This window comes from Halorarum halophilum, from assembly GCF_013401515.1.
Classification (GTDB): domain Archaea; phylum Halobacteriota; class Halobacteria; order Halobacteriales; family Haloferacaceae; genus Halorarum; species Halorarum halophilum.
Map to the genome: position 1 here is coordinate 450,728 of NZ_CP058529.1, position 26,143 is coordinate 476,870.

At 68.7% G+C, this 26,143-nt stretch carries 26 protein-coding genes; 13 read left to right on the forward strand and 13 right to left on the reverse strand.

Annotated elements, in window-relative coordinates:
* The first annotated feature begins 107 nt into the window (after positions 1-107).
* From HUG10_RS02320 to mnhG, 6 genes are read left to right on the forward strand one after another with little or no spacing between them, the layout of a single operon-like run.
* A complete protein-coding gene (locus HUG10_RS02320; RefSeq protein ID WP_321169546.1) occupies positions 108-551 on the forward strand; it encodes an MnhB domain-containing protein in 444 nt (147 codons plus the stop codon).
* Positions 548-943, forward strand: a complete 396-nt coding sequence (locus HUG10_RS02325; protein WP_179168019.1) for a sodium:proton antiporter — start codon at positions 548-550, stop codon at positions 941-943. The genes HUG10_RS02320 and HUG10_RS02325 overlap by 4 nt, the downstream gene beginning before the upstream one ends.
* Positions 943-2,655, forward strand: coding sequence for a complex I subunit 5 family protein (locus HUG10_RS02330; RefSeq protein WP_179168020.1), 1,713 nt, complete (start codon positions 943-945; stop codon positions 2,653-2,655). Before HUG10_RS02325 ends, HUG10_RS02330 begins: the two co-directional genes overlap by 1 nt.
* Positions 2,652-3,203, forward strand: coding sequence for a Na+/H+ antiporter subunit E (locus HUG10_RS02335; protein WP_179170976.1), 552 nt, complete (start codon positions 2,652-2,654; stop codon positions 3,201-3,203). Before HUG10_RS02330 ends, HUG10_RS02335 begins: the two co-directional genes overlap by 4 nt.
* A complete protein-coding gene (locus HUG10_RS02340; protein ID WP_179168021.1) occupies positions 3,196-3,486 on the forward strand; it encodes a monovalent cation/H+ antiporter complex subunit F in 291 nt (96 codons plus the stop codon). The genes HUG10_RS02335 and HUG10_RS02340 overlap by 8 nt, the downstream gene beginning before the upstream one ends.
* Positions 3,483-3,872 (forward strand): monovalent cation/H(+) antiporter subunit G, encoded by a 390-nt coding sequence (mnhG, locus tag HUG10_RS02345; RefSeq protein WP_179168022.1) that lies wholly within the window; start codon positions 3,483-3,485, stop codon positions 3,870-3,872. Before HUG10_RS02340 ends, mnhG begins: the two co-directional genes overlap by 4 nt.
* Before the next feature lie 14 nt (positions 3,873-3,886).
* Here mnhG and coaBC read toward each other — a convergent pair whose 3' ends face one another.
* The 4 genes from coaBC to pdhA all read right to left on the reverse strand — a co-directional run bounded on the left by coaBC (position 3,887) and on the right by pdhA (position 8,144).
* Positions 3,887-5,068, reverse strand: a complete 1,182-nt coding sequence (gene coaBC / locus HUG10_RS02350) for a bifunctional phosphopantothenoylcysteine decarboxylase/phosphopantothenate--cysteine ligase CoaBC (RefSeq protein ID WP_179168023.1) — start codon at positions 5,066-5,068, stop codon at positions 3,887-3,889.
* A gap of 154 nt (positions 5,069-5,222) precedes the next feature.
* A complete protein-coding gene (locus HUG10_RS02355) occupies positions 5,223-5,963 on the reverse strand; it encodes an FAD-dependent oxidoreductase (RefSeq protein ID WP_179168024.1) in 741 nt (246 codons plus the stop codon).
* A gap of 146 nt (positions 5,964-6,109) precedes the next feature.
* The gene (locus HUG10_RS02360) at positions 6,110-7,078 is read right to left on the reverse strand and encodes an alpha-ketoacid dehydrogenase subunit beta (RefSeq protein WP_179168025.1); all 969 of its coding nucleotides are present in this window, start codon (positions 7,076-7,078) and stop codon (positions 6,110-6,112) included.
* On the reverse strand, positions 7,071-8,144 hold the full coding sequence (pdhA, locus tag HUG10_RS02365; protein ID WP_179168026.1) for a pyruvate dehydrogenase (acetyl-transferring) E1 component subunit alpha: 1,074 nt from the start codon (positions 8,142-8,144) through the stop codon (positions 7,071-7,073). Before pdhA ends, HUG10_RS02360 begins: the two co-directional genes overlap by 8 nt.
* Positions 8,145-8,457: 313 nt before the next feature.
* Between pdhA and HUG10_RS02370 the strand changes: the two genes are divergently transcribed.
* Positions 8,458-8,745 carry a GYD domain-containing protein gene (locus tag HUG10_RS02370; protein WP_179168027.1) on the forward strand — a complete coding sequence of 96 codons (288 nt, stop codon included), beginning with the start codon at positions 8,458-8,460 and terminating at the stop codon, positions 8,743-8,745.
* A 7-nt stretch (positions 8,746-8,752) separates the two neighbouring features.
* On the opposite strand, the gene HUG10_RS02375 is transcribed toward HUG10_RS02370, so the two are convergent.
* From HUG10_RS02375 to HUG10_RS02395, 5 genes are all read right to left on the reverse strand, one after another.
* Complete coding sequence (locus tag HUG10_RS02375) at positions 8,753-9,541, reverse strand: formate/nitrite transporter family protein (RefSeq protein ID WP_179168028.1); 789 nt, start codon at positions 9,539-9,541, stop codon at positions 8,753-8,755.
* An 84-nt stretch (positions 9,542-9,625) separates the two neighbouring features.
* Complete coding sequence (locus HUG10_RS02380; RefSeq protein WP_179168029.1) at positions 9,626-11,608, reverse strand: ABC transporter ATP-binding protein; 1,983 nt, start codon at positions 11,606-11,608, stop codon at positions 9,626-9,628.
* A 114-nt stretch (positions 11,609-11,722) separates the two neighbouring features.
* Complete coding sequence (locus HUG10_RS02385; protein WP_179168030.1) at positions 11,723-12,586, reverse strand: ABC transporter ATP-binding protein; 864 nt, start codon at positions 12,584-12,586, stop codon at positions 11,723-11,725.
* Positions 12,583-13,734, reverse strand: a complete 1,152-nt coding sequence (locus tag HUG10_RS02390; RefSeq protein ID WP_179168031.1) for a FecCD family ABC transporter permease — start codon at positions 13,732-13,734, stop codon at positions 12,583-12,585. The genes HUG10_RS02385 and HUG10_RS02390 overlap by 4 nt, the downstream gene beginning before the upstream one ends.
* 147 nt (positions 13,735-13,881) lie before the next feature.
* Positions 13,882-15,042, reverse strand: a complete 1,161-nt coding sequence (locus tag HUG10_RS02395) for an ABC transporter substrate-binding protein (protein WP_179168032.1) — start codon at positions 15,040-15,042, stop codon at positions 13,882-13,884.
* A 150-nt stretch (positions 15,043-15,192) separates the two neighbouring features.
* Between HUG10_RS02395 and HUG10_RS02400 the strand changes: the two genes are divergently transcribed.
* The 4 genes from HUG10_RS02400 to HUG10_RS02415 all read left to right on the forward strand — a co-directional run bounded on the left by HUG10_RS02400 (position 15,193) and on the right by HUG10_RS02415 (position 21,062).
* On the forward strand, positions 15,193-15,735 hold the full coding sequence (locus HUG10_RS02400; protein WP_179168033.1) for an SRPBCC family protein: 543 nt from the start codon (positions 15,193-15,195) through the stop codon (positions 15,733-15,735).
* Between the two features lie 84 nt (positions 15,736-15,819).
* Positions 15,820-17,157 carry a Trk system potassium transporter TrkA gene (gene trkA, locus HUG10_RS02405; protein ID WP_179168034.1) on the forward strand — a complete coding sequence of 446 codons (1,338 nt, stop codon included), beginning with the start codon at positions 15,820-15,822 and terminating at the stop codon, positions 17,155-17,157.
* Between the two features lie 57 nt (positions 17,158-17,214).
* Positions 17,215-18,855, forward strand: a complete 1,641-nt coding sequence (locus HUG10_RS02410; RefSeq protein WP_179168035.1) for a TrkH family potassium uptake protein — start codon at positions 17,215-17,217, stop codon at positions 18,853-18,855.
* A gap of 131 nt (positions 18,856-18,986) precedes the next feature.
* Positions 18,987-21,062, forward strand: coding sequence for a hypothetical protein (locus tag HUG10_RS02415; RefSeq protein WP_179168036.1), 2,076 nt, complete (start codon positions 18,987-18,989; stop codon positions 21,060-21,062).
* Here the strand turns inward: HUG10_RS02415 and HUG10_RS21960 are convergent, their stop codons facing one another.
* The 3 genes from HUG10_RS21960 to gatC all read right to left on the reverse strand — a co-directional run bounded on the left by HUG10_RS21960 (position 21,063) and on the right by gatC (position 23,106).
* Positions 21,063-21,194 carry a DUF7503 family protein gene (locus HUG10_RS21960; protein ID WP_281375683.1) on the reverse strand — a complete coding sequence of 44 codons (132 nt, stop codon included), beginning with the start codon at positions 21,192-21,194 and terminating at the stop codon, positions 21,063-21,065. It lies immediately after the preceding gene.
* 346 nt (positions 21,195-21,540) lie between these two features.
* The gene (gene gatA, locus HUG10_RS02420; RefSeq protein WP_179168037.1) at positions 21,541-22,812 is read right to left on the reverse strand and encodes an Asp-tRNA(Asn)/Glu-tRNA(Gln) amidotransferase subunit GatA; all 1,272 of its coding nucleotides are present in this window, start codon (positions 22,810-22,812) and stop codon (positions 21,541-21,543) included.
* A complete protein-coding gene (gene gatC, locus HUG10_RS02425; protein WP_179168038.1) occupies positions 22,813-23,106 on the reverse strand; it encodes an Asp-tRNA(Asn)/Glu-tRNA(Gln) amidotransferase subunit GatC in 294 nt (97 codons plus the stop codon).
* A 278-nt stretch (positions 23,107-23,384) separates the two neighbouring features.
* Here gatC and HUG10_RS02430 point away from each other — a divergent pair, with 278 nt between their 5' ends.
* Both HUG10_RS02430 and HUG10_RS02435 read left to right on the forward strand, forming a co-directional pair.
* Positions 23,385-24,362, forward strand: coding sequence for a transcription initiation factor IIB (locus tag HUG10_RS02430; protein WP_179168039.1), 978 nt, complete (start codon positions 23,385-23,387; stop codon positions 24,360-24,362).
* Positions 24,363-24,454: 92 nt separating this feature from the next.
* A complete protein-coding gene (locus HUG10_RS02435) occupies positions 24,455-24,934 on the forward strand; it encodes an NUDIX hydrolase (protein ID WP_179168040.1) in 480 nt (159 codons plus the stop codon).
* Between the two features lie 126 nt (positions 24,935-25,060).
* Here HUG10_RS02435 and HUG10_RS02440 read toward each other — a convergent pair whose 3' ends face one another.
* Positions 25,061-26,143 (reverse strand): asparagine synthase C-terminal domain-containing protein, encoded by a 1,083-nt coding sequence (locus HUG10_RS02440; RefSeq protein WP_179168041.1) that lies wholly within the window; start codon positions 26,141-26,143, stop codon positions 25,061-25,063.

A 26,143-nucleotide genomic window follows, 5' to 3' on the forward strand; every position in this document is an offset into this window, starting at 1 on the left:
CGGGGTCCGAGACGGACCTCCCCGACGAGGCGGTCGAGGGGACCGACGAGCGGTCGGTCGTCGAGACGAGCAGCCCCGGTCGCGCGTACGACCACCGGACGACCGTCATCGCCCGGACCGTCGTCCGGGTGACCGTCCCCATCATCCTCGTCACGGCGCTCGCGCTCCTGCTACAGGGGCACAACCAGCCCGGCGGCGGCTTCATCGGGGGCGTGCTCACCACGACGGCGTTCGTCCTCGTGTACGTCGTGTTCGGGCTGGAGTTCCTCCAGTCGGATCTGCTCGACGTCCGGAACGAGTCCGGCGAGTCCCACCACGCGGTCGAACTGTACCGGGTACTGTTCACCGTCGGCCTGACCATCGCGTTCGCGAGCGGCCTGGCGCCGATGCTCGCCGGGTTGCCGTTCCTCACGCAGGGAATCCTGTTCCTGGAGCACCTCCCGCTGTACGAGGAACTCGAGGTGGCCTCCGCGCTCGCTTTCGACCTCGGGGTGTACCTCGCGGTCGTCGGCGGCCTGCTCACCGTCATCGGGGAGGTGGGGAGCGAATGACCCAGTGGGTGCTCGCGGGCGTGCTCGGCACGCTGTTCGCGCTCGGGACGTTCCTGGTGCTGCGCCGCGACGTCGTCAGGGTCGTCTGGGGCGTCACCATCATCGCGCAGGCGGCGAACGTCTACCTCGTCACGATGGGCGGGTTCGCCGGCCCGGCCCCCATCGGCAACTTCGTGGGCGCGGAGGAGGCGTCGCTGCCGACGGATCCGCTCGTCCAGGCGCTCGTCCTGACGGCCATCGTCATCGGCTTCGGGACGACCGCGCTGGCGCTCGTGCTCACCTTCCGGGTGTACGAGGAGCACGGCACCATTGACGTGTACCAGCTCGGCCGGAACGGCGGGACGCCCGGCGACGACGTAGGTGACGACGCGGGCGAGGGGGGTGACGTCTGATGTCGGCGCTGGTGCTCGCACCGCTGCTCGTCGCGTTCGGGACGGGCATCCTCACGCTGCTGCTCCGTTTCGACAGTCGGGTCCAGCGAGGGGTGAGCCTGCTCGGCAGCGTCGGCTACTTGGCGGTCGTCGCGCTGCTGTTCGACCGGGTCGTCCTCGGCCCCGGCGGGCCGGCGATCGTCCCGTACTACGTCTCCAACTGGCCGGCGCCGTTCGGCATCACACTCGTCGCCGACGCGCTGTCGGCGTTCATGCTCGGCCTCGCGGCGCTCGTCTCGCTGCCCGCGCTCGCGTTCGCGACGGTGTACATCGACGAGTTCGAACACCGGCTCTCGTTCGCGCCGCTGTTCCACTTCATGCTCGCCGGCGTGACGGGGTCGTTCCTCACCGCCGACCTGTTCAACCTGTTCGTCTGGTTCGAGGTGATGCTCATGGCGAGCTACATCCTCGTGCTGTTCTACTCCGGGCCGGAGCACACCCGCGCCGCGCTCGTCTACGTCGTCCTCAACCTGCTCGCGAGCGCGCTGATGCTCGTCGCGATCGGCGGCTTGTACGCGACCGTCGGCACGCTCAACATGGCCGACATGGCCCGCAGGCTGGCGAACCCGGCTGCGTACGGCGTCGAACTCGCGCCGACGCTGGGGCTCGCCTCGCTGCTGCTCTCCGTGTTCGCTCTGAAGGCCGGGCTGGTCCCGTTCCACTTCTGGGTTCCCTCGGCCTACCGGGCCGCGCCGGCGCCGGTGACCGCCGTGCTCGCCGGCGTCGTGAAGAAGGTCGGCGTGTACGCCATCGTCCGCCTGTTCTTCACCGTCTTCGCGGGCGCGGCGTACGCGGAAGCGGGCACGTTCGCCTACGTCGGCCCCGTGCTCATCGTCGCCGCGGTCGCCTCGATCCTCTACGGGGGCGTCGCCGCGATCGGCCGCGAGGACGTGGACGGCCTGCTGGCGTTCTCCTCCGTCGGCCAGGTCGGCTTCATCGTCCTCCCGCTGGGCGTGGCGATGATGGCGCCCGACCTGGCGGTGGACTTCGGCGGCCCGGGCGTCGACGGCACGCTCGCGACCCTCGGCATCGCCGCGGCGCTCGTCTACGCCTTCAACCACGGCCTGGCCAAGGGGCTCCTGTTCCTCGCGTCCGGAACGATCTACTCGGCGGTCGGAACGACCGACTTCGAGGACCTCGGCGGGCTCGCCTCCCGGACGCCGCTCCTCGCGGCGTCGTTCCTGCTCGGCGGCCTCTCGCTCGTCGGCGTCCCGCCGCTGATCGGCTTCTTCGGGAAGCTCCTCGTGTTCCGGACGTCGGTCGACGGCCTCGCCGGCGCCGTCCCCGGGGCTGGGGTGGCGCTGGCCGCCGCGCTGGCCGGGGCGGTGCTCACGATCGCCTACGTCACGCGGATCTGGAACGCGGTGTTCTGGGGCGAACAGACCGAGACGGTGCTGGCCGCGCTGCCGACCCGCTGGAGTCGACGCGCCGAGGGCGTCGCGGCGGACGGGGGTCGAACGGATGCGACCCCGGTCGCGCTCGCCGTCCAGCTCACCGCCGTGATCGCGCTGGCGGGCTGTCTCGTCGGGTTCGGAGTCGGCGTCGAGTTCGTCCTCGAGGCCGCGACCCACGCCGCAGGCGCCGCGACGGACACGGCCGGTTACGTCGACGCGGTCGCGCCGGAGGACGTGTTGACCGGGGCCGGCGGCGGGACCGGGGGAGGTGGACACTGATGCGCCGGTGGATCATAAACGCGCTCGCGATCGCGGTCCTCTGGCTGTTCGTCCGCGGCGTCCCCCTCGAAGCCACGCGAATCGCGGAGGAGGGGCTCATCGGCCTCGTCGTGAGCCTCCCGATCGCCTTCGGCCTCCGGCGGTTCTACGAGGGGCAGGCGACGGCACGGACGCTCCGGGTCGTCCCGTACGTCCTGCTGTACCTCCTGACGTTCCTCAAGGAACTGCTCGTGGCGAACGTGGAGGTCGCGCGGGTTGTCCTCTCGCCGTCGATGCCGATCCGACCGGCGGTCGTGGAGGTCCCCCTGCGGGTGGAGTCGGACGCCGCCATCACGACGATCGCCAACAGCCTCACGCTCACACCGGGTACACTGACGATGGACTACGACGCCGACGCCAACGCGCTGTACGTGCACAGTATCGCCGCGGACGATCCCGACGACGTGCTCGAACCCATCCGGAAGTGGGAGGACTACGCGCTCGTCATCTTCGACGAGGAACTCGGACCGGGCGACCCCGTCCAGAATCGGGGGGTGAGCGATGAGTAGCCACGTGGCCGGACTGATGGCGACGTTCCTGTCGGCGGCGCTCGTCCTCACGGCGGCGGTGACGCTCGCGGTGGGCTACCGGGTCATCATCGGCCCGACGACGCCCGATAGGGTCGTGGCGCTCGACGTCATCGCGACGAACGTCGTCGCCATCGCCCTCCTCTACGCGATGTTCACGGGCCAGGGGTTCTTCCTCGACGTGAGCTTCGTGCTCGCCATCATCGGGTTCATCAGCACGGTCACCGTAGCCCGCTACGTGACCGAGGGGGACATCATCGAATGATCGCCGCCGAAACCGCGGGCGCCGTGACGGTCGGCCCGATTCAGGCCGTCCTCGTCGCGGTGCTGGTGTTCATCGGGTCGTTCTTCCTGGTCGTCGGGACCGTCGGGCTGCTCCGGCTCCCGAACGTGTACAACCGCCTACACGCGACCTCGAAGGCGACGACGATCGGCGTCTCCGGCATCGCGCTCGCCGCCTGGGTGTACTTCGGGCCCGCGGGGGAGGGTCTGAAGGGGCTCGTCACCATCCTCTTTCTGTTCCTGACCGCGCCGACCGGGAGCCACATGATCTCGCGGGCGGCCCAGCGGATGGGCGTGGAGTTCGAGGAGGGCGTCACCTGGCCGGGTCACACGGACTCGGAACCAGAAGAGCCGGCCGACACCGACTAACTTCTCCGGCCGGGTCAGTTCGAGTTCGCCGCGATTTCTCCCGCCAGTTCGTCGGCGACGCGCAACCCCAGCTCGAGCTTCGACCCCTCGAACGCCTCGCTCGCGTCCTCCCCGCGGACGACGAACGCCCGCGTCCCTTCCTCGCCCATCACCGAGGCGTCGTTGGCGACGACGAACGACAGTCCCGCCCGGTCGAGGATCTCGCGCGCCCTCCCGACGAGCGCCTCGTCGTCGCCCTCGGTCTCCGCCTTGAACCCGACGATGGCGAGGTCGGGGTACTCCTCGCGGACGGTGTCGACGAGTTTCGGCGTCGGCGTCAGTTCGATCGTGAGCGACTCGGCGCCCGACCTGATCTTCTCGTCGCTGCCGTCGACCGTGTAATCGGAGATCGCCGCGGCCGAGACGAGCGCGTCGGCGTCCTCGCAGGCGACCACGGCGGCCTCGGTCATCTCGGCGGTCGACGTGACCGACACCACCTCCGCGTAGGGGACCTCGCCGCCGTCGTGGAGCAGGGTCACGTCGGCCCCCCTGGCGTAGCAGGCGCGGGCGACCGCCCGCCCGGTCCGCCCCGACGCGCGGTTCGTGAGCACGCGGATCGGGTCGAGCCGCTCGCTCGTGGCCCCGGACGTGACGACCACGTGCTTCCCGTCGAGCGGCCGGTCGCCGGCGACCCTGGCCGTCTCGGTGACGATGGCCTCCTCCGTAGCGAGTTTCGCCTTCCCCTCCTCGACGCGCGGGTCGACGAACCGCACGCCCCATGATTCGACGCGCTCGATGGCGTCGAGGACGCCGGGGTGGTCGTACATCGGCTCGTGCATCGCCGGCGCGACGACGACCGGGACGCCGGCGCCGAGCGCGGTCGTCGCACAGGTCGTGACGGGCGTGTCGTCGATGGCGGCGGCCACCTTCCCGACCGTGTTCGCCGTCGCCGGCGCGAGTAAGAGTACGTCTGCCCAGCCGTCCCGGCCGCACAGTTCGACGTGCTCCACGGCGCCGGTGATCTCGGTGACGACGTCGACGTCCGTCGCGAATTCGACTGCCCATGGGTGGACGATGCCCCGAGACGCCTCGGTCGTCACCGCCCGGACCGATGCGCCGTGTCGGCGGAGTTCGTGGGCGAGTTCGACGACCTTCACCGCCGCGATGCTCCCGGAGACGCCGAGGGCGACGTTCGTGTCCGCGAGGAGGTCGGTCATTACGGGTTCCTTCGGGCAGGAGGTGTTAAATCGTGGTTGTCCTTCGGGACGTTCTCGTCCGTGCCATCCGCATCCGCGCCAACGTGTGACGACCATGAATGTGGTCGGTCAGTTTCCGTCCTCCAGTCGGTCGATAGACGGGCGTCGTCCGCGGTCAGTCGTTCTCGGCGACGCTCGGGTGCTGTTCCGGCCTATCGGAGCGCGGTTCGGCGAAGTACTCCCGCATGACCGCCAGCGATTCCTCCTCCCGTTCGCGGCGCTCCTCCTCGTCGATTTCCTCGCAGCCGGGCGGCACCTCCCGACCGCGCCCGGTGAAGTACCCCTCCGGCGCGACCCAATCGTGATAGAACGGCCGGTCGTCGTCCTCGAGGATCGTCACCGCCACCTCGGTACCATGTCCGGCGGCGACGGTCACCTGATGGGGTTTCCCCGCCAGACGTCCCGCCGCGTAGAGGCCGTCGACGCCCGTCCGACCGCGCTCGTCCGTGGCCACGAACGTCTTGCCCCGTTCCACGAACTCGACGTCGTCGACTCCGTCGAGATAGTCGGTCGTGTTCTTCGTCGCGGCGACCACGTACGTCGAGCGGTACCGTCCCCCGTCCTCCGTCTCGACGTCGAACCCGTCGTCGACCTCGCTCACCCGCGTTACCTCCGCCTGCCGATTCTCACACCCCACGCGCGCCGCCTGGTCCCGCATCATATCCAGGTACAGGCGCGAGTTCACGCCGGCGGGGAATCCGGGAACGTTCTCCAGGTGGGCGTTTCGACGGAGGAGCGAGCCCCCCGCGTCGAGGACGACCGTGTCGAACCCGTGTCTGGCGGTGAAGATCCCCGCCGACCGGCCGGCCACACCGCCGCCGACGATCACGACGTCGCAACTGGTTTCGTCTGCCATGTCTCGGTTCGGTCGTTCTACCGGGTGTCCAATAGCTGTGTGGACGTCGGACGACGTCCGGCACTCGGGGGGAGAAACGCGATCGACACATGCGGGGGGTTCTCGGCCGATTGAATGGGGGAGCCTGGTCGGCCGATTCGGCGGCCTCACCCGAAGTCGAGTGCGCGGCCGATACCGGCGGCGATGCGGTCGGCGTCGGGCAGGTAGGCGTCCTCGCGCGCGAACATCGGGACGGGTACGTCGTAGCCGGTCACCCGTTCGACCGGGGCTTCGAGGTGGAGGAACGCCTCCTCGTTGATGCGGGCGGTGATCTCGCCGGCCATCCCGGAGGTTCTTGGCGCCTCGTGGACGACGACGCACCGGCCGGTCTTCCGCACCGACTCGGTGATGGTCTCGGTGTCCAGCGGGTAGATCGTCCGGGGGTCGATTACCTCGACGCTCGCATCGACGTCCCCGACCGCGTCGAGCGTCTCGCGCAGCATCGACCCCCAGGCGACGACCGTGACGTCGTCGCCGGCGTCGACTACGCGGGCCTCGCCGAGCGGAATCTCGTGCTCGTCGGGGACCTCCTCGCGGAACGACCGGTAGAGCCGCGTCGGCTCCATGAACACGACCGGGTCGGGGTCGCGGACGGCTGACGTGAGCAGCCCCTTCGTCTCGGCGGGCGACGAGGGGAAGACGACTTTCAGCCCGGGGACGTGGGCGAACCCGGCCTCGAAGCTCTCGGAGTGGAGCTCCAGCGCGTGGATGCCGCCGCCGTACGGCGTCCGGATCGTCATCGGACAGCCGACTGTGCCCCGGGTTCGGCTCCGGATGCGCGCGACGTGCTGGGCGAGCTGGTGGAACCCCTGGTAGAGGAAGCTCTGGAACTGGATCTCCGGCACCGGCGTCAACCCTGTGGCCGCGAGGCCGACCCCGAGCCCGACGATGCCGGCTTCCGCGACCGGCGCGTCGAACACCCGATCGGGGTAGTCGTCCATCAGTCCCTGCGTGGACCGGAACACCCCGCCCGCGCGGCCGACGTCCTCGCCGTAGACGACGACGCCGTCGTCGCGTTCCAGCTCCGCGCGTAGCGTCTCGCGAACGGCCTCGACCATCCGGAGCTGTTCAGCCATCCGCACCACCTCCGAACGCATCGAACTGCCGTTCGAGTTCCGGCGGCATCTCGGCGTACGCGTACCTGAACATGTCCGCTGGATCGACCTCCTCTCGACTCTCCCTGGCCCGGTCGATCGCCTCGGCGATCTCGGCGTCGATCCGCTCGTCGATCTCCGACTTCGTCCCCTCGTCGAGGACGCCCCGGTCATCGAGATACACCTGAAGGCGGACGATCGGGTCGCGTGCCTCCCACTCGTCCTCCTCCGCGGACTCGCGGTAGACGGAGGGGTCGTCGGAGGTGGTGTGCATCGACCGCCGGTAGGTGAGCGCCTCGATCAGGACTGGCTCACCCTCGCGGGCCCGCTCGATGGCCTCGCTGGCGACGCGGTAGACGCCGAGCGCGTCGTTGCCGTCGACCCTGATCCCCTCGATGCCCGCCGCGATGGCCTTCTGGGCGAGCGTCTCCGCGTTGGTCTGGTTCTCGAGCCGCGTCGAGATGGCGTACCGGTTGTTCTGGCAGACGAACACGGTCTGGGCGTCGTAGACGCCGGCGAGGTTGAGCGCCTCGTAGACGTCCCCCTCGCTGGTCGCGCCGTCCCCGAAGTACGTGACCGCGACGTTCGACCGGCCCTGTAGCGCCTCCCCCCAGCCGACGCCGACGGCGTGTAGCGGCTGGCTGCCGACGGGGATCGCCGGCGGCAGCGCTCCCTCGCCGCCCGGAATCTCGGCGCCCTCCTCCATCCCCAGCGCATACTGGAGGATCCTGTGGGGTGGCGTCCCCCTGGCCAACAGCGCCGGCGACTCGCGGAACGACGGGACGATCCAGTCGTCGTCCGCCATGGCGAGCGCGCTCCCGACCTGTGCCGCCTCCTGGCCGATCGCCGGCGCGTACGTCCCGAGTTCGCCGCGGCGCTGGAGCAGGATGGCGCGCTCGTCGAGGCGGCGCGAGCGCTTCATGCCCTCGTACAGGTCGAGCAACTGGTCGTCGGTCAGCGAGGGGACCAACCCCTCGTCGACGGTTCCGTCCTCCGAGAGCACCTGCACGGACTCGATCGTGAACTGAGCGACGTCCTCGCGAGGCATGGCGTCACTTCTCGTTCCAGGGGCTTAACGCGCCTCCCGGACATCGACGCCCTGACGCCCTGCACGGGGACTCGGACGTCGGTCGAACCGGACCCGTCTCCCCGGCCTTCCACACGGAGACTATCCCACTCTTCGCGCGTACCGAGACCGTCGGTATAACTTCCCATTGGTGGTCGACGGTGCGACACGGAACGCTGGAATAGGCCAGCTACGTCGCGCTCAGCACGCTCTCTCACACGCTGATGGAGGTCTCTAAGGTGGTGTCGTACCCTCGGCAAAAAGACCTTTCAGAGCCGAAGGCGGAGGGGAAATCATGTCCACGTACACCGTCCTGGCTGACGTCAACGAGGACGAGTTCCAGAATGCGCAGGAACTCGTGTCGATCTGGGGGGAAATCCGGGAGGACATCGAGCGTCTGGGTGGGGACCTCCTCGACAGCTACGCGCTCATCGGCGGCTACGACTTCCTCCTCACGTTCGAGGTCGAGGAGGAGGACGCCGCGATGCAGATCGCGATGGCGATCGAACGGCACGGGCTGGACACCCAGACGATGCGCGCGATGTCAATCGACCGGATGGGCGAACTCGTCGACGACATCTGATCGGGGGTCAGCCGCCGGATTCGCGCGCGCCCCTCGCCTGCGCGACGTGGGTGAGCGTCACGAGCCCGAGGCCCCCGGCGAGGTTCCCGACCGTGACGACGGCTATCGTCACGGCCACCGCACTGACGCCGACCTCCGCCCCGAAGAGAACGCCGAAGAGGACGTGGAGCCCGGTGACGACGACGTGGTCGAACGGGCCGAGCGCCAGGAGGAACCCGACTAGGTAGGAGAGGGTGATCCGGCTCCCGACGCCGTTCACGGCGCTCAGCAGGAAGGACAGGAGCGTCACGAGGACGCCCCCCGCGAACGAGTCGGCGAACTCCGCCGGCGCGCCTCGGTGAACGATCTCCTCGGCCGCCGTCCGAAACGCGTGCCCCGCCTCGGACGGGAGCGCCCCGTCGACCGAGAAGATCAGGACCATGAGCGCGCCGCCGACGAGGTTGAAGACGAGCGTGACGATCCAGAGCCGAACGAGCGGCCGGAGCATCCAGGATCCGGACTCCTCGATCGCTCGCGCGACCGGGTCGAAGAAGTTCTCGTTGAACAGTTCCGCCCGCCCGACGACCAGGAACACGACGCCGGGGCCGAACGCGAGCGCGCCGGCGATCTTGGCGAGGTCGGCGTTGTGCGGTCCGACCAGCCCCTCGACGATCCCGAGGGCGACGATGCCGAAGACGACGGTGAACCCCGCGATGAACCCGGTCGAGACCAGTTCGAGCGTCGACTGTTCGAGTCGCCGGTCGCCTTCCTCGACCGCGCGGTTGTAGATCTCGGACGGATCGGGAGCGACGGGCACGCGTGAAGCGTCGTCGGAGACGAGGAAAAGCGTCGTGGCCACCGCAGAGCGGTCGAGGCGGACGCGCCACCGAGTCGACGCCCTTCAGCCGTCCTCGTTCGTGAGTACCGTCTCGGCCTGCCGGCTCCGCGCCCGTTCGACGAACTCCTCCGGGAGCGACTCGATCTCGCCGGCCTGGACGCCCCAGAGTTTGGCGTAGAGGCCGTCCGCCGAGAGGAGTTCCCCGTGTTGCCCACGTTCGACCACCTCGCCGCCCTCGAGGACGAGGATCTCGTCTGCGTCCTTCACCGTCGAGAGCCGGTGGGCGATGACGAACGTCGTGCGGTCGGCCGCGAGGCGGTCGAGCGAGCGCTGGATGAGCAGCTCAGTCTCCGTGTCCACCGCGGACGTCGCCTCGTCGAGGACGAGGACGTCGGGGTCCTGGAGCACGGTCCGGGCGATGGAGAGCCGCTGGCGCTGGCCGCCCGAGAGCTTCACGCCGCGCTCGCCGATGCGCGTCTCGTAGCCGTCCGGCAGGTTGGTGATGAACTCGTGGGCCTCGGCCGCCTCGGCGGCGTCCAGGACGTCCTCGAGGTCGGCGTCGAACCGGCCGTAGCGGACGTTATCGAAGACGGTCCCGTCGAAGAGGAACGCGTCCTGGCTCACGTAGCCGACCGACCGTCGGAGGCTCCGCGCGGTCACGTCGCGAACGTCGTGGCCGTCGACGCGCACAGCGCCACGGTCGACGTCGTACAGCCGCAACAGGAGCTTCAGGAGCGTCGACTTGCCCGCCCCCGTCGGTCCGACGAGCGCGATCGTGTCGCCGGGCTCCGCCGTGAACGAGACGTCGCGGAGGATCCAGCTGCCCTGGCGGTCCGGCTCGTCCGCGGGCTCGGCGCGGTCGGCCTCGCCGGGGTCGCCGTCGGCGTAACGGAACGACACGTCGTCGTACTCGACCTTCCCCTCGACCTCGTCCAGTTCGACGGCGTCGGATCGGTCGGTCACTCGCCTGGGGATGTCCTGCAGCCCGAACACGCGCTCGCAGGACGCCTTGGCGTTCTCGTACTGGGAGACGATGTTCGATACCTCCGCCAGCGGCGTGACGAACCGCTGGGAGAGGAAGAGGAACGTGACGAACGCCCCGGCAGTGAGCTCGCCCGTGAGCGGCCCCGGGGCGACGCCGGTGATGATCCAGAGCCCCCCGACGACGAACGTCACCGCGAACGAGACGCCGGCGAGCAGTTCCATCCCCGGCCGGTAGACGTAGTTGAGCCTGAGCATCGCGAGCGTCTTGCGGTAGTAGCTGTGGGAGCTCTCCCGGACGCGGTCGGTCTCGAACTCCTCCGTCCCGGACGTCTTCACGAGCTGGATGCCGCCCAGTGCGTTCTCCAGCACCGTGTTGAGGTCGCCGACCGCCTCGCGCTGGGCGGCGTACCGCGGCTCGACCGCCTTCATGAACCAGTACGTGAAGCCGATCATCGCCGGGACGGCGACGAGGGTGACGACAGCGAGCTGTGCGTTCTCGAGGAAGAGCACGATGCCGATGCCGAGCAGCATTACCCCGATGCGCACGGAGTTCTGGAGCGCGTCGTCGAGGAATCGTTCGAGGTTCGTCGCGTCGTTGTTCAGGACTGACATCACCTCGCCGGTCTGCTTGTCGTCGAAGAACCACATGTCCAGCTCCTGCATCTTGGCGTACGAGTCCGTCCGGACGGCGTGCATCACGCTGTGGGCGAAGTTGTTCGCGGAGACGCCGTACACCCAGGTGAGCACGGCCGTGACGAGGAACGAGCCGACGATGACCGCGACGGAGAACCAGAACTGCTCGACGTCCGTCGCGTTCGTCGGGAGCAGCGACGCCGGGATCAACGGGAGGGCGTACGGGTCCTCGCCCTGGAACGCGCTGTCGATGGCCGCCCCGAGCACGACCGGCGGGAGCAGGCTCGCGGCGCGGGCGACGACGTTCGCGGTCATCCCGAGCACGAGCCAGCGCCACTCGTCGGTGCCGTACTCCGTGAACAGCCGGTAGAGCGGCCTGCTGACCCGGTCGCGGTAGACGTCGAAAACGCTGTCCTCCTCCGCACTCATTCGTTACGAATCGAAACCCGACGGACCGACTTATGTTCCCCGGCTTTCAGTCGGCCCGGGACCCGCCTCCGGTATCGCCTCACCGCGGTCTCGCGCAACAGACTCCCGGTCGAGCTAGTCCCCGTCCGACTCCTCGTCGAGCGCGCGCCGGGGCGTCACGGTCGGCCCCTCCGGTCCGAAGCCGACGTCAGCCTCGACGCCGAACACCTCGCGGACGAGGTCGGTCGTCACCACCTCGTCCGGCGGCCCCCAGTCGTACGGCTCGCCGTCTTTCAGCGCGACGAGATTGTCGGCGAACCGCGCCGCCTGGCCGATGTCGTGGAGGACGACGGCGACGGTGACGCCGCGGTCGGCGTTCAGCTGTCGGACCGCGTCGAGCACGCGGAGCTGGTGGTGGAGGTCGAGGTACGTCGTCGGCTCGTCGAGCAGCAGCACCTCCGTCTCCTGTGCGAGCACCATCGCCAGCCAGGCGAGCTGTTTCTGTCCGCCCGAGAGGTCGCCGACCGGCCAGTCGGAGAGGCCGTCGACGCCGACCAGTTCGAGCGCCCGGTCGACCGCCTGCTCGTCGCTCTCGTCCACCGGCTCGAAGAAGCCCCGGTGCGGGTACCGCCCGTGCATCGCCAGTTCGCGCACCGACGTCGACTCCGGCGCGACGTTCTCCTGGGACAGCATCCCGAGTTCGCGAGCGAGTTCCTTCGCCGCGAAGGAGTGGACCTCCTTGCCGTCGAGCAGCACCGACCCGCGGTCGGGGTCCATCTCGCCGGCCATCGCGCGCAGGAGCGTCGACTTCCCGCTCCCGTTCGGCCCGACGAGCGCGGTCACCTCGCCGGCGGGGACGACGAGCGTCTCGGCCTCTACGACCGGCTCAGCACCGTCGTAGGAGAGCGCCACGTCGTCGACGAATAGCTCCGAGGTGCCAACGTCGTCCGCCTCCGGCCGTTCGACCGGCTCGCGGTCGGGGTCGCCGAGCGAGCTCATAGGTCCCCCAGCGCCTCCTTCTTCCGCATCAGGTAGAGGAAGTACGGGCCGCCGATGAGGCCCGTGACGATGCCGACCGGCACCTGCGCCGGGCTCAGCGCGAGGCGCGCGCCGACGTCGGCGACCGCCATCAGCGCCGGCCCGGCGAAGATGCAGCCCACGATGAGCCGCTTGTAGTCGCTCCCCACGAGCTGGCGGACCATGTGCGGGACGATCAGGCCGACGAAGCCGACGATACCGGCGACCGCGATGGCGGTAGAGGCGGCGAGGATGGCGACGCCCGACAGCAGGAACCGGGTCCGTTCGACCCGCATCCCGAGCGAGCGGGCAGTCCGCTCGCCGAGCAGGAGCACGTTCAGCTGACGGGAGCCGATGAGCGCCAGTATGAGCGCGAGGACGGTCCATGGCAGGGAGACCCGGACCTGCTCCCAGTCGACGCCCGTGAGCGACCCGGTCGTCCAGGCGATCGCCGTCTGCACGACGCCGAGGTCGTCGGCGACGAGGAACAGCCCGGTCTGGAGCGACTGGAACACCGTGCTGACGATGACGCCGGCGAGCACCAGTCGGACGGGGCTCGTCCCGCCCTTCCACGCGATGGCGTACACGAGGAGGAACGCGAGCGCGCCGCCGAGCGCTGCGATGACCGGGAGGAGCTGCGAGAGGCCGCTGAAGACGACGAGCGTGAGGAGGATGGCGAGGCCGGCGCCGGAGGAGACGCCGAGGATGTAGGGGGAGGCGAGTTCGTTCCGCGTCACGGCCTGGAACACCGCCCCGGAGGCCGCGAGGTTCGCGCCGACGATCACGGCGACGATGACGCGCGGCATTCGGATCTGCCAGACGACCAGCGACTCGCGGGACAGTTCGACCTCCGCCGTCGAGAGACCGAGCACGCGCGCGAGTTCGGTCCCGAAGCCGTCGCCGAGGAACAGTCGGAAGAGGAACTGGGGGTTGCTCCAGACGACCGGGTCGAACACGGCGCGCCAGGCCGCCGGGATGGACATCGTGAACGCGCCGAAACTGACCTGGATCAGGCCGGAGACGAACACGATGGCGAGGCTCCCGAGGACGACGGTCAGGAGCGGTCCGTCGACCCACGAGAGGCGGTCCTGTATGGTGCTCACCCGGTGGGACCGCGTCTCACCGGCCATCAGCGACCTCCCTCGCTCCGACAGTACATATCATTTAGGCGGCCCTAATTCAGGAAAAGGGCTTCGGTCCGCCGTTCAGCTCCAGTCCGAGTCCCGGCCTCGATTCGGATCCGTCGCGGGCCGGTCACCACCCCTCTCACGGTCGCCTCAGACGTCCCCGTTGACGATGTCGGCGACCCGGCCCCGGTCGAACAGTTCGCCCTCGAAGCCGTACACCTGACTCGCGGCGCGTTCGGTGAGGACGAGGTTCGTGATCGGCCCCTGGTACAGCGACCCGCCACGGTATACGTCGCCGTTCTGGACGGCCGTCAGCGAACTCGCCACGTCGTGGTTCTCCATGAACGAGACGACGGTGTTCCGGAACTCGTCGGCGGTCTTCGCCTCCTGCCCGCGGAGGAGGAGCACGTCCGGGTCGATCTCCAACAGCGTCTCGTAGTCGATCTCGCCGCGGTTGCTGTGGAAGTCCTGTACGTCGGTCTCGGCGAGCGCGTCCCTCACCTGCAGGTCGCGCCACTGCTTGAAGCTCGTCCCCTCGCTGATGAGGTACGGCGAGAACGTATCGGGCTGGTCGCCGCCGGCCCACACGATGGCGACAGCGGGCCGTTCACCCTCCGCGGGGACGACATCGGACAGCGAGCTCTGGAACTCGTCGTGGAGGGCGCTGAACGCCTCGTACCGGTCGGTGCGCTGGAAGAGCTGCGCGAGCTTCCCGAAGGCCTCGTAGAGGGTGTAGTACTGGTAGTCCTCGTGCCACGCGTACCCCTGCGAGAAGATGCTGTTCCCGAAGAACGGCCCGACCTGCTCGCTTATCTCGTCGACGTCCGACTGTTCCCAGCCCTTGAAGCGGTTCATCAGGAAGTTCGGGTCGATGACGTGGACGTCCGCGTCGAGTTCCAGCAGGAGTTCCTTGCTGACGCCGTCCTGGTACAGGTCCACCATCCCGCTCGTGTCGACCGACACCCCGTCGACCTCGTCGTAGTACTGGGTGTGATAGCGGCTGGTGAGCCAGACACCCTTCGGCGGTTCGACGCCGAGCGCGACGCCCATGTCCGCCCAGCTCCCGTTGTTCGCGACCCACGTCTCGGGGACCGCGTCGAAGGAGACCTCGCCGACCGGATCGATCGACACCGTGTAGCTCCCGCCCTCCGAGCCGTCCGTTTCGGTTCCCGCGTCGCTCCCGGTATCCGTCGGAGCGTCGGTGGTCCCGTCCGTCGGCGTTCCGGTCGCCGGGTCGTTCGTGCCCGCACAGCCGGCCAGTCCAGTCGCGAGCGCCCCGGCGCCGATACCGATGAAGTCTCGTCGTCGCATGCCTTTTGGCTCGCCTAAACATTCATAAGCCCGTCGGTCTTTCGGCGGGCCTAATCCCCCCTGTCACGCGCTCCCATCCGCCCGAGCACGGTTCCCGTCCCGCGGGGCGTCGCCCAGAACGCTTACCTTGGCCCGAGCGGACCGTGGCCTGTGGACGAACTCGTCGTCTCGACAGACGTGTACGTGCCGCCCGACGAGGTGTACGAGTTCCTGCGGGACTTCGAGGGCTACTCGCGGTTCACCGAGTATCTGAAGCGGGTAGAACGTATCCACGGGGACGGCGGCGTCGGTAGCCGCTACGCGCTCCGGTTCGCGTGGTGGAAGCTCACCTACACCGCCCGCTCGGAGGTGACCGAGGTGGACCCGCCCCGACGGATCGACTGGCGGGTGACGAAGGACATCGACGCTCACGGCTTCTGGCGGATCGACCCGTTCGAGGAGCTCCCCGCGACTGCGCCCGAGTACGCCGACGAGGGCTGCCGGGTCACGTTCGAGGTCCGCTTCGACGCCGAGTCGGCCGACACCTCCGCGGTGTCGCTCCCGCGGTTCGTCTCGTTCGACCGGGTACTGGGCATGGTTCGACCGAAGGTACAGGAGGAGGCCGAGCGCATCGTGCGGCGAGCGGTCCGGGAACTCGAGGGGCGCGACCGGGACGTTCGACTGGAGGTGCGAAGCGACGGTGGCCTCGTATGAGACACAGCCGACTAGGGAGATGCTCCCGGAACCCTCATACCGCCCCCGCCTGTCAAGCCACGTAATGAACGGGGTGACCGCCTAGTGCGCGTCGTCGTCATCGGCGCCGGACAGGTCGGCGAGTCGATCGCGGCGGACCTCGACGACTCGAACGAGGTCGTCGTCATCGAGCGGGACCCGGATCGCTGCGAGGAGTTGACCTACGACCTCGACGTGCTGACGATCAACGGGGACGGCACGTCCGTCGAGACGCTGGAGGAGGCTGGCGTGATGGACGCGGACATGGTCATCGCCTCGACGGACGACGACGAGACGAACATCGTCGCCTGCTCGACGGTGAAGGCGATCAGCGACGCGTTCACCATCGCTCGCGTGAAGGAGACGGAGTACCTGAAGACCTGGCGGCGCTCCAACACGGCGTTCGGCATCGACTTCATGGTGTGCACCAACCTGCTCACGGCCCAGTCGGTCGTGCGCGTCGTCGGCCTGCCGGCGGCCATCGACGTGGATCCTTTCGCGGGGGGGAAGGTCCAGATGGCCGAGTTCGAGATCGCCGAGGGAAGCGGCGTCGCGGGCGAGACCGTCTCGGAGGCCGACCGGTTCGACTCGCTCACGTTCGCCGCGCTGCTCCGGGGGGAGGAGGTCGTCATCCCGACCGGGGAGACGGTCATCCAGCAGGACGACCGGATCATCGTCATCGGAAGCCCCCGGAGCGTGCGCGAGTTCGCGTCGACGGTCGCCAGCGGCGACGCGCGGAACGACGTGACGAAGGCGGTCATCGTCGGCGGTTCACAGATCGGATACCACGTGGCGCGCCTGTTCGAGGAGCGGGACATCTCCGTGCGCCTCATCGAACAGGACGCCAACAGGGCACGGCGCCTCGCGGAGGACCTGCCAGGATCCGTCGTCCTCCAGTCGGACGCGACCGACGTGGACTTCCTCGAACGCGAGCACGTCGGCGACGCCGACGTGCTCGTCGGCGCGCTCGACTCCGACGAGAAGAACCTCCTGGCGTGTCTGCTCGCCAAGCGCCTCGGCGTCGGCCGGACCGTCTCGATCGTGGACAGCGATCCCTACATCGACCTGTTCGAGACGGTCGGCGTCGACGTGGCGATCAGCCCGCGGGCGGTCGTCGCGGAGGAGATCACGCGGTTCACCCGGGAGGGCGGCGCGGAGAACGTCGCGCTCATCGAGTCACACAAGGCGGAGGTGATCGAGATCGAGGTCGAACCCGACAGCCCGCTCGCGGGCCAGACCATCCGCGAGTCGGTCGCGAGCCTCCCGGAGCGGGTCGTCTTCGGCGCCATCACCAGGAACGGGACGTTCATCACGCCGCGCGGGGACACCGTTATCGAGGTCGGCGACCACGTCGTCGCGTTCGCGCCCGCGGACGTCGCTGAGGAACTGACCGCCCGGTTGTAGGTCCCACCCCATTCGGAATCCGGCGCCTTCTTACCGTTCACAGGAGTGGCAGTTTGTATGTCGCGCACCGGGTGGTCGCTCACCGTCCGCTACCGTGCGAGTCTCAGTCTCGTCGGGACGGTTCTGCGCTATCTCGCCGTTCCGCTTCTCGTCCCCCTCGTCGTCGCCGTCTACTACGGGGAGACCATCGCGCCGTTCGTCGTCACCATCCTCCTCACGGCGACGGTCGGCACCGCGCTCGAACGGCTCGACCCGGACCCGGACATCGGCGCACGAGAGGGGCTGTTGATGGTCGCGCTCACCTGGCTCATGGTCGCGCTGGTCGGGGCCGTCCCGTACCTGGTCGAGGCGCACGGGATCCCCGGCATCGACCCCGCGGCTCACCCCGGGTCGACCCTCGGCCACCCGTCGAACGCCCTCTTCGAGTCCATGTCCGGGTTCACGACGACGGGGGCGACCGTCGTCGGGGAGATATCGTTCGACGCGCATACGCGCGGGGTGCTGTTGTGGCGCCAACTCACGCAGTGGCTCGGCGGGATGGGGATCGTCGTCCTCGCGGTGGCGATCCTCCCGCAGCTGTCGGTCGGGGGGGCACAGCTCATGGACGCGGAGGCGCCCGGCCCGGGAATCGAGAAGCTCACACCACGGATCGCCGAGACCGCGCGTGTACTCTGGGGCGCGTACCTCGGGCTCACGCTCCTCGAGATCACCCTCCTGTACGGCCTCCACGTCGCCGGTCCCCCTCTGGGTATGCCCGGTCTCGCGCCGAACATGGACCTGTACAACGCCGTCGCGCACGGGCTGACGACGATGCCGACGGGAGGGTTCTCCCCGGAAGCGCGCTCGATCGAGGCGTTCTCGGCGACCGTCCAGTGGGTCATCATCCCGTTCATGATCGCGGCGGGGACCAACTTCGCCCTGTTCTGGCACGCCCTGACGGGCAACCCCGACCGACTGTTCGAGGATCAGGAGTGGCGGGTGTTCCTCGGCGCGATAGGCGTGTTGACGGCCGTCGTCGCGGGGATGCTGTTCGCGGGGGCCGGCTTCGTCGAGACAGCCCCGGCCCAGGAGACGTTCGGATCGACCTATCTGGAGGAGATCATCGAGACCATCCCCGGGAACGCGGAACCGGCGCTCCGACACGCGCTGTTCCAGGTCGTCTCCATCGTGACGACGACGGGGTACGCGAGCATCGACTTCAACGCGTGGAGCCCTCCCCTCAAGTACGCGCTGCTGTTCGGGATGTTCGTCGGCGGATCCGCGGGGTCGACCGGCGGCGCGGTGAAGGTCGTCCGCTGGTACGTCATCCTCAAGACCGTCCGTCGGGAGCTGTTCACGACGGCCCACCCCCGGGCGGTCAGACCCGTCAGGCTGAACGGCCGTCCCCTCGACGAACGCGCGATCCGCGGTATCTTCGCGTTCACCCTCCTCTACTTGGTGCTGTTCTTCGTCGGCACGCTCGTACTGTTCCTCGACACGGTCCGGGTCCACGACGGGATGACCGTCCTGGAGGCGATGAGCGCGGTCGCGGCGACGCTGGGGAACGTCGGTCCGGGGTTCGGCAGCGTCGGCCCGATGGGGAGCTACCGATCGTTCTCCGGGGCGGGGAAACTGCTGATGGTAGTGCTGATGTGGATCGGCCGGCTGGAGATTATCCCCGTGCTGGCGTGTCTCACGCCGGAGTTCTGGCGCCGGTGAGGCGGAATCCGCCGATGCACGTAACGTTTTTGTCGGATCTCGGGAATCGGATAGTGGGAAATGCATAGACGACGGGGGGACCGGGACCGAGCCGATCGTCGCATCCGTAGCCGATACGGCGGGCGAACGCCGTGATCAAGTTCGGACGCGACGGCGAGGACCTCCTCGTCCAGGACGACATCGAGGACGTCGTCTTCCGTATCGACACTCGCGGCGCAGAGACGCGGTCGGCGGACCCGGACCGGTTCGTGTTCCCGGTCGACTCGGCCGTGGCGTTCGAGACCGACCACCTGGCGTTCCGAAAGCCCGTCTCGGTGTACGTCCGTCGCGACGGGGAACTCGTCAACTCCTGCCCGCCGGGGCAGACGACGACCGTCTCGGACGGCCGGTACGAACTCGAGATCTCCCCCGCGCCGATGAAGCTGTACATCAGGCTCGACGGCTCGCTCGAAGTGGGGAGCGAGGGCGGCCGTACTCACCTCCGCTTCGACGGGGCCCGGACCGTCCGGGTCGGCGCACGGTCGTTCCACGGTCGGCCGGCCGGGACGGTAACGGTGCCCGAGTCGCCCTCTGGGCTCATGGAGGCGGTCTCGACGTTCGGGTCCGCGCTTGCGACGACGTCGCCGGAACGGTCGTTCCCGACGCTCCGCGGTCACCCGCCGCTGGTCGCGTTCGGTGAGGAACGGGACGTCCCGTCGTTCGCCGCCCCGCCGTCGACGGGCGTCACGATCGAAGTGCCCGAGGACTGGGGGTCGGTGTACACGGTGGCGACGCTTGCGTACTACCTCGGCGCCTCGGTGGTCCCGGGTGAACGCCCCCGCGTGACCGCGGCGGGCGCCTCGCACTCCCTCGCCGACGGCCGACTCGCCGAGAACGCGCAGTCGCTCCTCGAACACGTCTTCCTGCTCGACTGCGTGGTCCGCACGGAGGGGTTCTACGACGTCGACCTGCACGAACGACGGGCGGTCGAGCGTGAGGTCGACATCGACCCCGAAGCGCTGTACGACCTGCCGATCGACGAGCGCCTCGCACGCTACCTCGAGATCCCCATCGACCCCCTCTCGGGGTTGCTCGACTGGCACCTCACGACCGACATGGCGGCCGAGCCGGCGAGCGCGGAACTGCTCCCGTTCGTCGTCAACGACCTCTCCGCCATCAGGGACCCCGCGTCCGTCCCGGAGACGGGGGACCACTACACTGAGTCGCTCGGCGACTTCTACCGCTCGGACGACGGCGAGGAGGACGACGAGGACGTTCCGACGGGACGGGTCGACAGGACCGCGTTCCAGGACGAGACGGTCGTCACCCCGGAGCCGGTCGACACCGTCGGCCACACCTGGATCGGCGACGGCTACCCGGTCGGCGCGTCGAAGCCCACCGTCGGCGCGTACCGCCGGCGCATCGACCAGCCTGCCTCGGAGTCGCGCGTCATCGACGTCCAGGTCGTCTGCAACGAGGCGGAGATGCGCGAGGAGACAGAACAGCTGTACGGCTTCCGGGACTACCTCGAGTTCGAGATCGACATCGTCTACGACCTCGCGCGCGAGGAGCTCCGCGAACTCCTCGCCGACGACCACGACTTCTTCCACTTCGTCGGCCACGTCGACGCCGAGGGCATGAAGTGTACTGACGGCTACCTCGACCTCCACACGCTGGAGGAGACGGGCGTGAAGGCGTTCCTGCTGAACGCCTGCACTTCGTACGCGCAGGGGATGCAGCTGGTCCACGCCGGCAGCATCGGCGGTCTCGTGACGACGACCGACGTTGGGAACATCATGGCGACGAACGCCGGCCGGACGATGGCGCGCCTGCTCGACTACGGCTTCGACCTCCACGGCGTGCTGGACGTGGTGAAGAAGGTCCACGTCGTCGGCGGTGCGTACTCGGTCGTCGGCGACGCCGGTGTGACGCTCTGTCAGGCGAGTAGCGGAACGCCAGCACTCGTCGAGATCAACACGCGGGAGAAGCCCTCCGAGGATTCGTTCGAGTTGCTACATCGCGTGTACACGACGAGGAACTACAACGTCGGGAGCCTGTTCGTAGACCACTTCGCCGGTGGCGGAACCCACTACGTCGTCGGTGGCCCACCGCATTCACTCGTAGTGTCAAGGGAGGAACTCAGACGTTCTGCGACGGAACGACGGACACCAGTAATACTCGATCACGAACTGCGGTGGTCGGACGAACTGAACTTCGACGAATTCTGATTACGGGCCGTTGACCGCCGAGACGGTCGCTGCTGCGTTGCTCGCGCTGGCGAGCAGCATGGTCATCATGAAGACGGCGCCGCATGCCTTCGGGTGCTCCGCGAGGTACGTCTTGACCGGGTTGTCGGACATGACGTTTTGTTCGGGGCGAGATAACGACGAATATTTACCTAAATATTCCCGGGAGCTTCGATGTTGAATCGAACTGAAAAATCAGAACGACCTGAATGTAGGCCGAGAAGCACAGGAAGGAGTGCTCTACACCTTATTATCTATTTAGGTAACGAGAGTACATAAATAGAATGTAATAAATCACTCACATTCCGTCTACTGGCCCATCCAGACCAGGAACGATCACGCAAAGGCGATGCTCGACGTGAACGCGCCCGCACACTCGGTCGTGTGCGTCGGAAACACGGGCACGGCTGGGCGATAAACACACTCCGGGAGGCTGTTCGAGGTCGAAAAGGCGGGGCGTCTACTCCTCGACCGCGCTCGCGGCGCGGATGATCGTCTCCTCGCCGAACTTCGGGCCGACGAACTGCATCCCGACGGGGAGCCCCTCGGCCTCGCCCGCCGGGACCGAGATGGCGGGGAGGTCAGCGAGGTTCACGGGCACCGTGTTGGCGTCCATCAGGTACAGCGAGAGCGGGTCGTCGAGGCTCTCGCCTCGCTTCGGCGGGAGGACGGGCATCGTCGGCGTCGCGAGCACGTCGGCCTCGTCGAGCGCCTCGTCGAAGTCCCGCTTCACCCACGCGCGGGCGTCCTGCGCCTTCTTGTAGTACTTGTCGTGGTAACCGGCCGAGAGCGCGTACGTTCCGAGCAGGACCCGCCGCTTCACCTCGGCGCCGAAGCCCTCCTCGCGGGCGCGGGCGAACGACTCGTTCCAGTTGCCCTCGCCGCCGTCGACCCCGTAGCGAACGCCGTCGAACCGCGCGAGGTTCGAGGAGGCCTCCGACATCGCGATGACGTAGTACGCCTGCACGGCGTGCTCGACCGAGGGGAGCGACACTTCGACCGTTTCGACGCCCCGGGATTCGAGGTCCACGAGCGCGGCCTCGAAGACCTCCGCCACCTCGTCGTCGGCGCCCTTGACGAGTTCCGTCGGGACGCCGACCGTCAGCTCGTCCACGTCGCCGTCGGCGGCCGAGGCGTAGTCGGAGTCGGCGCCTTCGGACCGGGTCGTCGCGTCGTTCTCGTCGGGACCCGCGATGGCGTCGAGCAGGGCGGCGGCGTCCTCGACGGTCGAGGCGAGCGGACCGATCTGTTCGAGGGAGTTCGCGTACGCGACGAGACCGTATCGGGAGACCAGCCCGTAGGTCGGCTTGATGCCGACGACGCCGCAGAACGCCGCCGGGTTCCGGACGGACCCGCCCGTGTCGGAGCCGAGCGCGAGGTCGGCCTCCCCGGCCGCGACCGCTGCGGCCGACCCGCCGGAGGAACCGCCCGGGACACGCTCCGGGTCCATGGGGTTCTTCGTCGGCCCCCAGGCCGACGTCTCGGTGGTGCCGCCCATCCCGAACTCGTCCATGTTGGCCTTGCCGACGATGGTGGCGCCCGCCTCCGTCAGGCGGTCCACGACCGTGGCGGAGTAGGGCGGGACGTACTCCTCGAGCATCGCGGACCCACACGTGGTTCGGATCCCTTCGGTGGTGATGTTGTCCTTGACGGCGACGGTCTTCCCGGCGAGCGGTCCGTCGTCGTCGCCCTCCACGGTCGCCTCCGTGACGATCGCGTTGTACTCGGCCATCTACGACACCCGCGGCCCCTTGAAGTAGCCACCCTCGGACTCGGGCGCGTTCGCGAGCGCCTCCTCCTGGTCGAGTCCCTCGCGGACCTCGTCGGTCCGCATGACGTTCACGAGGTCCGGCTCGTCCTCGACCTCCGGCACCTCGTCGAGGGCTTCGAAGTACGAGAGCACGTCCGTGAACTGTTCGGCGAACGACGCCGCCTCCTCGTCGGTCAGGTCCACGCGCACCAGTTCGGCGACGTGGTGGACCTCCGCGGGGTCGACGGCGTCGCCCGCGTCGGAGGTGTCAGTCATGTTCGTGGGGTACCCCGGACCGGGAGTAAGGGTTTCGATAGCGACCACCCCCGGGACGTCGACCACGCCGGCGGGGGTGTACGTCGACCGACTTCGTTTCGGGATCCGATCGACCCAACGCTGAGACACCCCGGCGCCGTCTGGTAACTTTACGCTCTCATATTCCCGGAATCAGCCACCACCGTTAAGTCGCTTCCGACCCAACAGAGTTATACGACGATCGCGTTGGAGAGGCATCACTCCGATCCCAACCCACCCACACCCACCCCCCCCAAATAATGAGTGAGAACGTCCGAGATTACACGGACGAACGAGCAGGAGAGCGCGAGACAGACGGGACCGAGGAGCAGCGGGAGGACCTCTCGTGTCCCGAGTGCGGCGGCGACCTCGTGGCGGACTCCGAACGAGGCGAGACCGTCTGCCGCGACTGCGGCCTCGTCGTCGAGGAGGACGAGATCGACCACGGTCCCGAGTGGCGCGCGTTCGACTCCGCCGAGAAAGACGAGAAGTCCCGGGTCGGCGCGCCGACGACGAACATGATGCACGACAAGGGCCTGTCGACCAACATCGGCTGGCAGAACAAGGACGCCTACGGCAACCAGCTATCCGGTCGCCAGCGCGAGAAGATGCAGCGGCTCCGAACCTGGAACGAGCGGTTCCGGACGCGCGACTCGAAGGAGCGCAACCTCAAGCAGGCGCTCGGCGAGATCGACCGCATGGCCTCCGCGCTCGGCCTCCCCGAGAACGTCCGCGAGACCGCCTCCGTCATCTACCGCCGCGCGCTCGAGGACGACCTCCTCCCAGGTCGCTCCATCGAGGGCGTCGCGACCTCCTGCCTGTACGCCGCCGCTCGACAGGCTGGAACCCCCAGGTCGCTCGACGAGATCGCGAACGTCTCGCGGGTCGACAAGGACGAGATCGCACGCACGTATCGCTACGTCGTCCGCGAGCTGAAACTCGAGATCCAGCCAGCTGACCCGGAGAGCTACGTCCCGCGGTTCGCCTCGGAACTCGGCCTCTCGGACGAGGCAGAGCGACGCGCGCGGACGCTCCTCAAGACGGCGAAGGAGGCGGGTGTCCACTCCGGGAAGTCCCCGGTCGGCCTCGCCGCGGCGGCCGTCTACGCCGCGTCGCTGCTCACCAACGAGAAGGTGACCCAGAGCCAGGTGAGCGAGGTGGCGAACATCTCCGAGGTCACCATCCGAAACCGGTACCACGAGCTGCTGGAAGCGGAAGGAAAGGTCGAACTCCGTTGAACTCTCCCCGTCACGTTCTCGGCCGGTCCGTCCTCTGACCCGTCGCGGAGGGGCATCGAAACCGCGAAGTTGCCGACTCGCGACCCGCGGGTATGGAGTGTACCCGTCACATCACAGCGACGGTCTACGTCGTCGACGGCGACGCGACCGCCCTCCACGAGCATCCGAGACTGGGTATCAGGGTTCCTCCCGGCGGACACGTCGGTCGCGACGAACTCCCGCACGAGGCCGGCCTCCGGGAGGTCCGCGAGGAGACCGGCCTCGACCCGGTCCTCGTCGACGACACGCCCGAAGTCGACGCGCCGGCCGGCCGGACGCTCCCGGACCCCCGCCACACGATGCTGTACGACATCAACGTCCACAAGGACGGTTCGGTCGGCCACCAGCACGTCGACCTGATCTACTTCGCTAGCGTCGACTCCCGGACGATCGACCCCCCAGTCGTCGCCGACGAGGCGCCCGCGGACGGGTGGGAGTGGTACACCGCCGACGAACTCCGCGCGAGCAACGTGGACGCTGACACGACCGAGTTCGGCGTCGAGGCGATCGAGGCGGTGTCCGCCGCGGAGTGAACAGCACGTGGTGAAGGTTCAAGTACGAAACGGGGTCCAGACCGGGCGTGACCTGAGACGCGCCGGACGGCGCCGCGCGGGTGTGTGGTGCAACGCCGTCCGGATGCCCGCACCACCTGTTCGCCATCACTCCAGCAGCGATCCGATGTACTGGCCCACGTGGTCCTCCATCCGGCGCTTGAACCCCGCCCGCCGAGCCAGCCGGTCGAGTTCCCGAGACACGTAGGTGCCGTACTGGACCGCCTTCTTGTCCGCCGCTCGCACCGACTCCGGGACCAGTCCCTCGGCCGCCGCGCGGAGTGCAACCTTCCGCTCCGAGTCGGCCGCGATGAGTTCGTCCGGGAGTGCCAGCGCCGCCCGAACCACGCGGTCGTGGAGCAGCGGCGCGACCGGTTTAACACCTGCCGCGCGGAGCGCGAGCACGTCCCGTTCGAGCTGTTCGGGGAGCGTCAGCACCGTCTCGCGGCGCGCCCCCCTGACCGTCTCCGCGTCGACGCGGTGGTCCGACGCGGGGTCGACCACCTTCGCGTAGCCGCCGAACAGTTCGTCCGCACCCTGTCCCAACGCGAACCGGTCGAACCCCTCGGCCGCGGCCCGCTCGGCGACGAGGTACAGCGGGAGGGCGATCGCGACGTCCATCGGGTTCGTCCGTCGAGTCGCGATCGCGACCTCCGGCACCGCGCGCCGAAGGTCCTCGTGGGTCAACTCCACGACGTGCAGGTCGCGGTCCATCGCCGCCGCGGCGCTCCGCGCCGCCGCAACGTCGTGAGAATCTTCGAACCCCGTGACGAACAGCGGTGCGTCCGGTACGCCGGCCGCGACGAGCGCCGAGTCGACGCCGCCGGAGAAGGCGACGGCGAGGCCGTCGGAGTCCAGGTTCCGAACGGACGACGTGACGGCCGCGGTGACCGCCGCCTGCGCGTCGGCCCGGGATTCGGGTTCCGGGTCGGGAAGCGTCCACACCTCCCGCTCCCCCGTCTCGTCACGGACGTGGCCGGCAGGGACGGACGCAGGCTCCCGGAGGTCAGTCGGATCGAAGCTCCACGCTCCCGGGTCGTCGGCCTCGGAGAACACCGGGCGGCGACCGACCACGTCACGAACGAGCGTGCCGTCGAGTTCGCCCGCGAACCCGATCGTTCCGGGGAGCGGGTCGCCGTCGGCCAGCGCCTCGCGGACGAGTTCGGCCGAGGCACCGTCGAGGTGCGACAC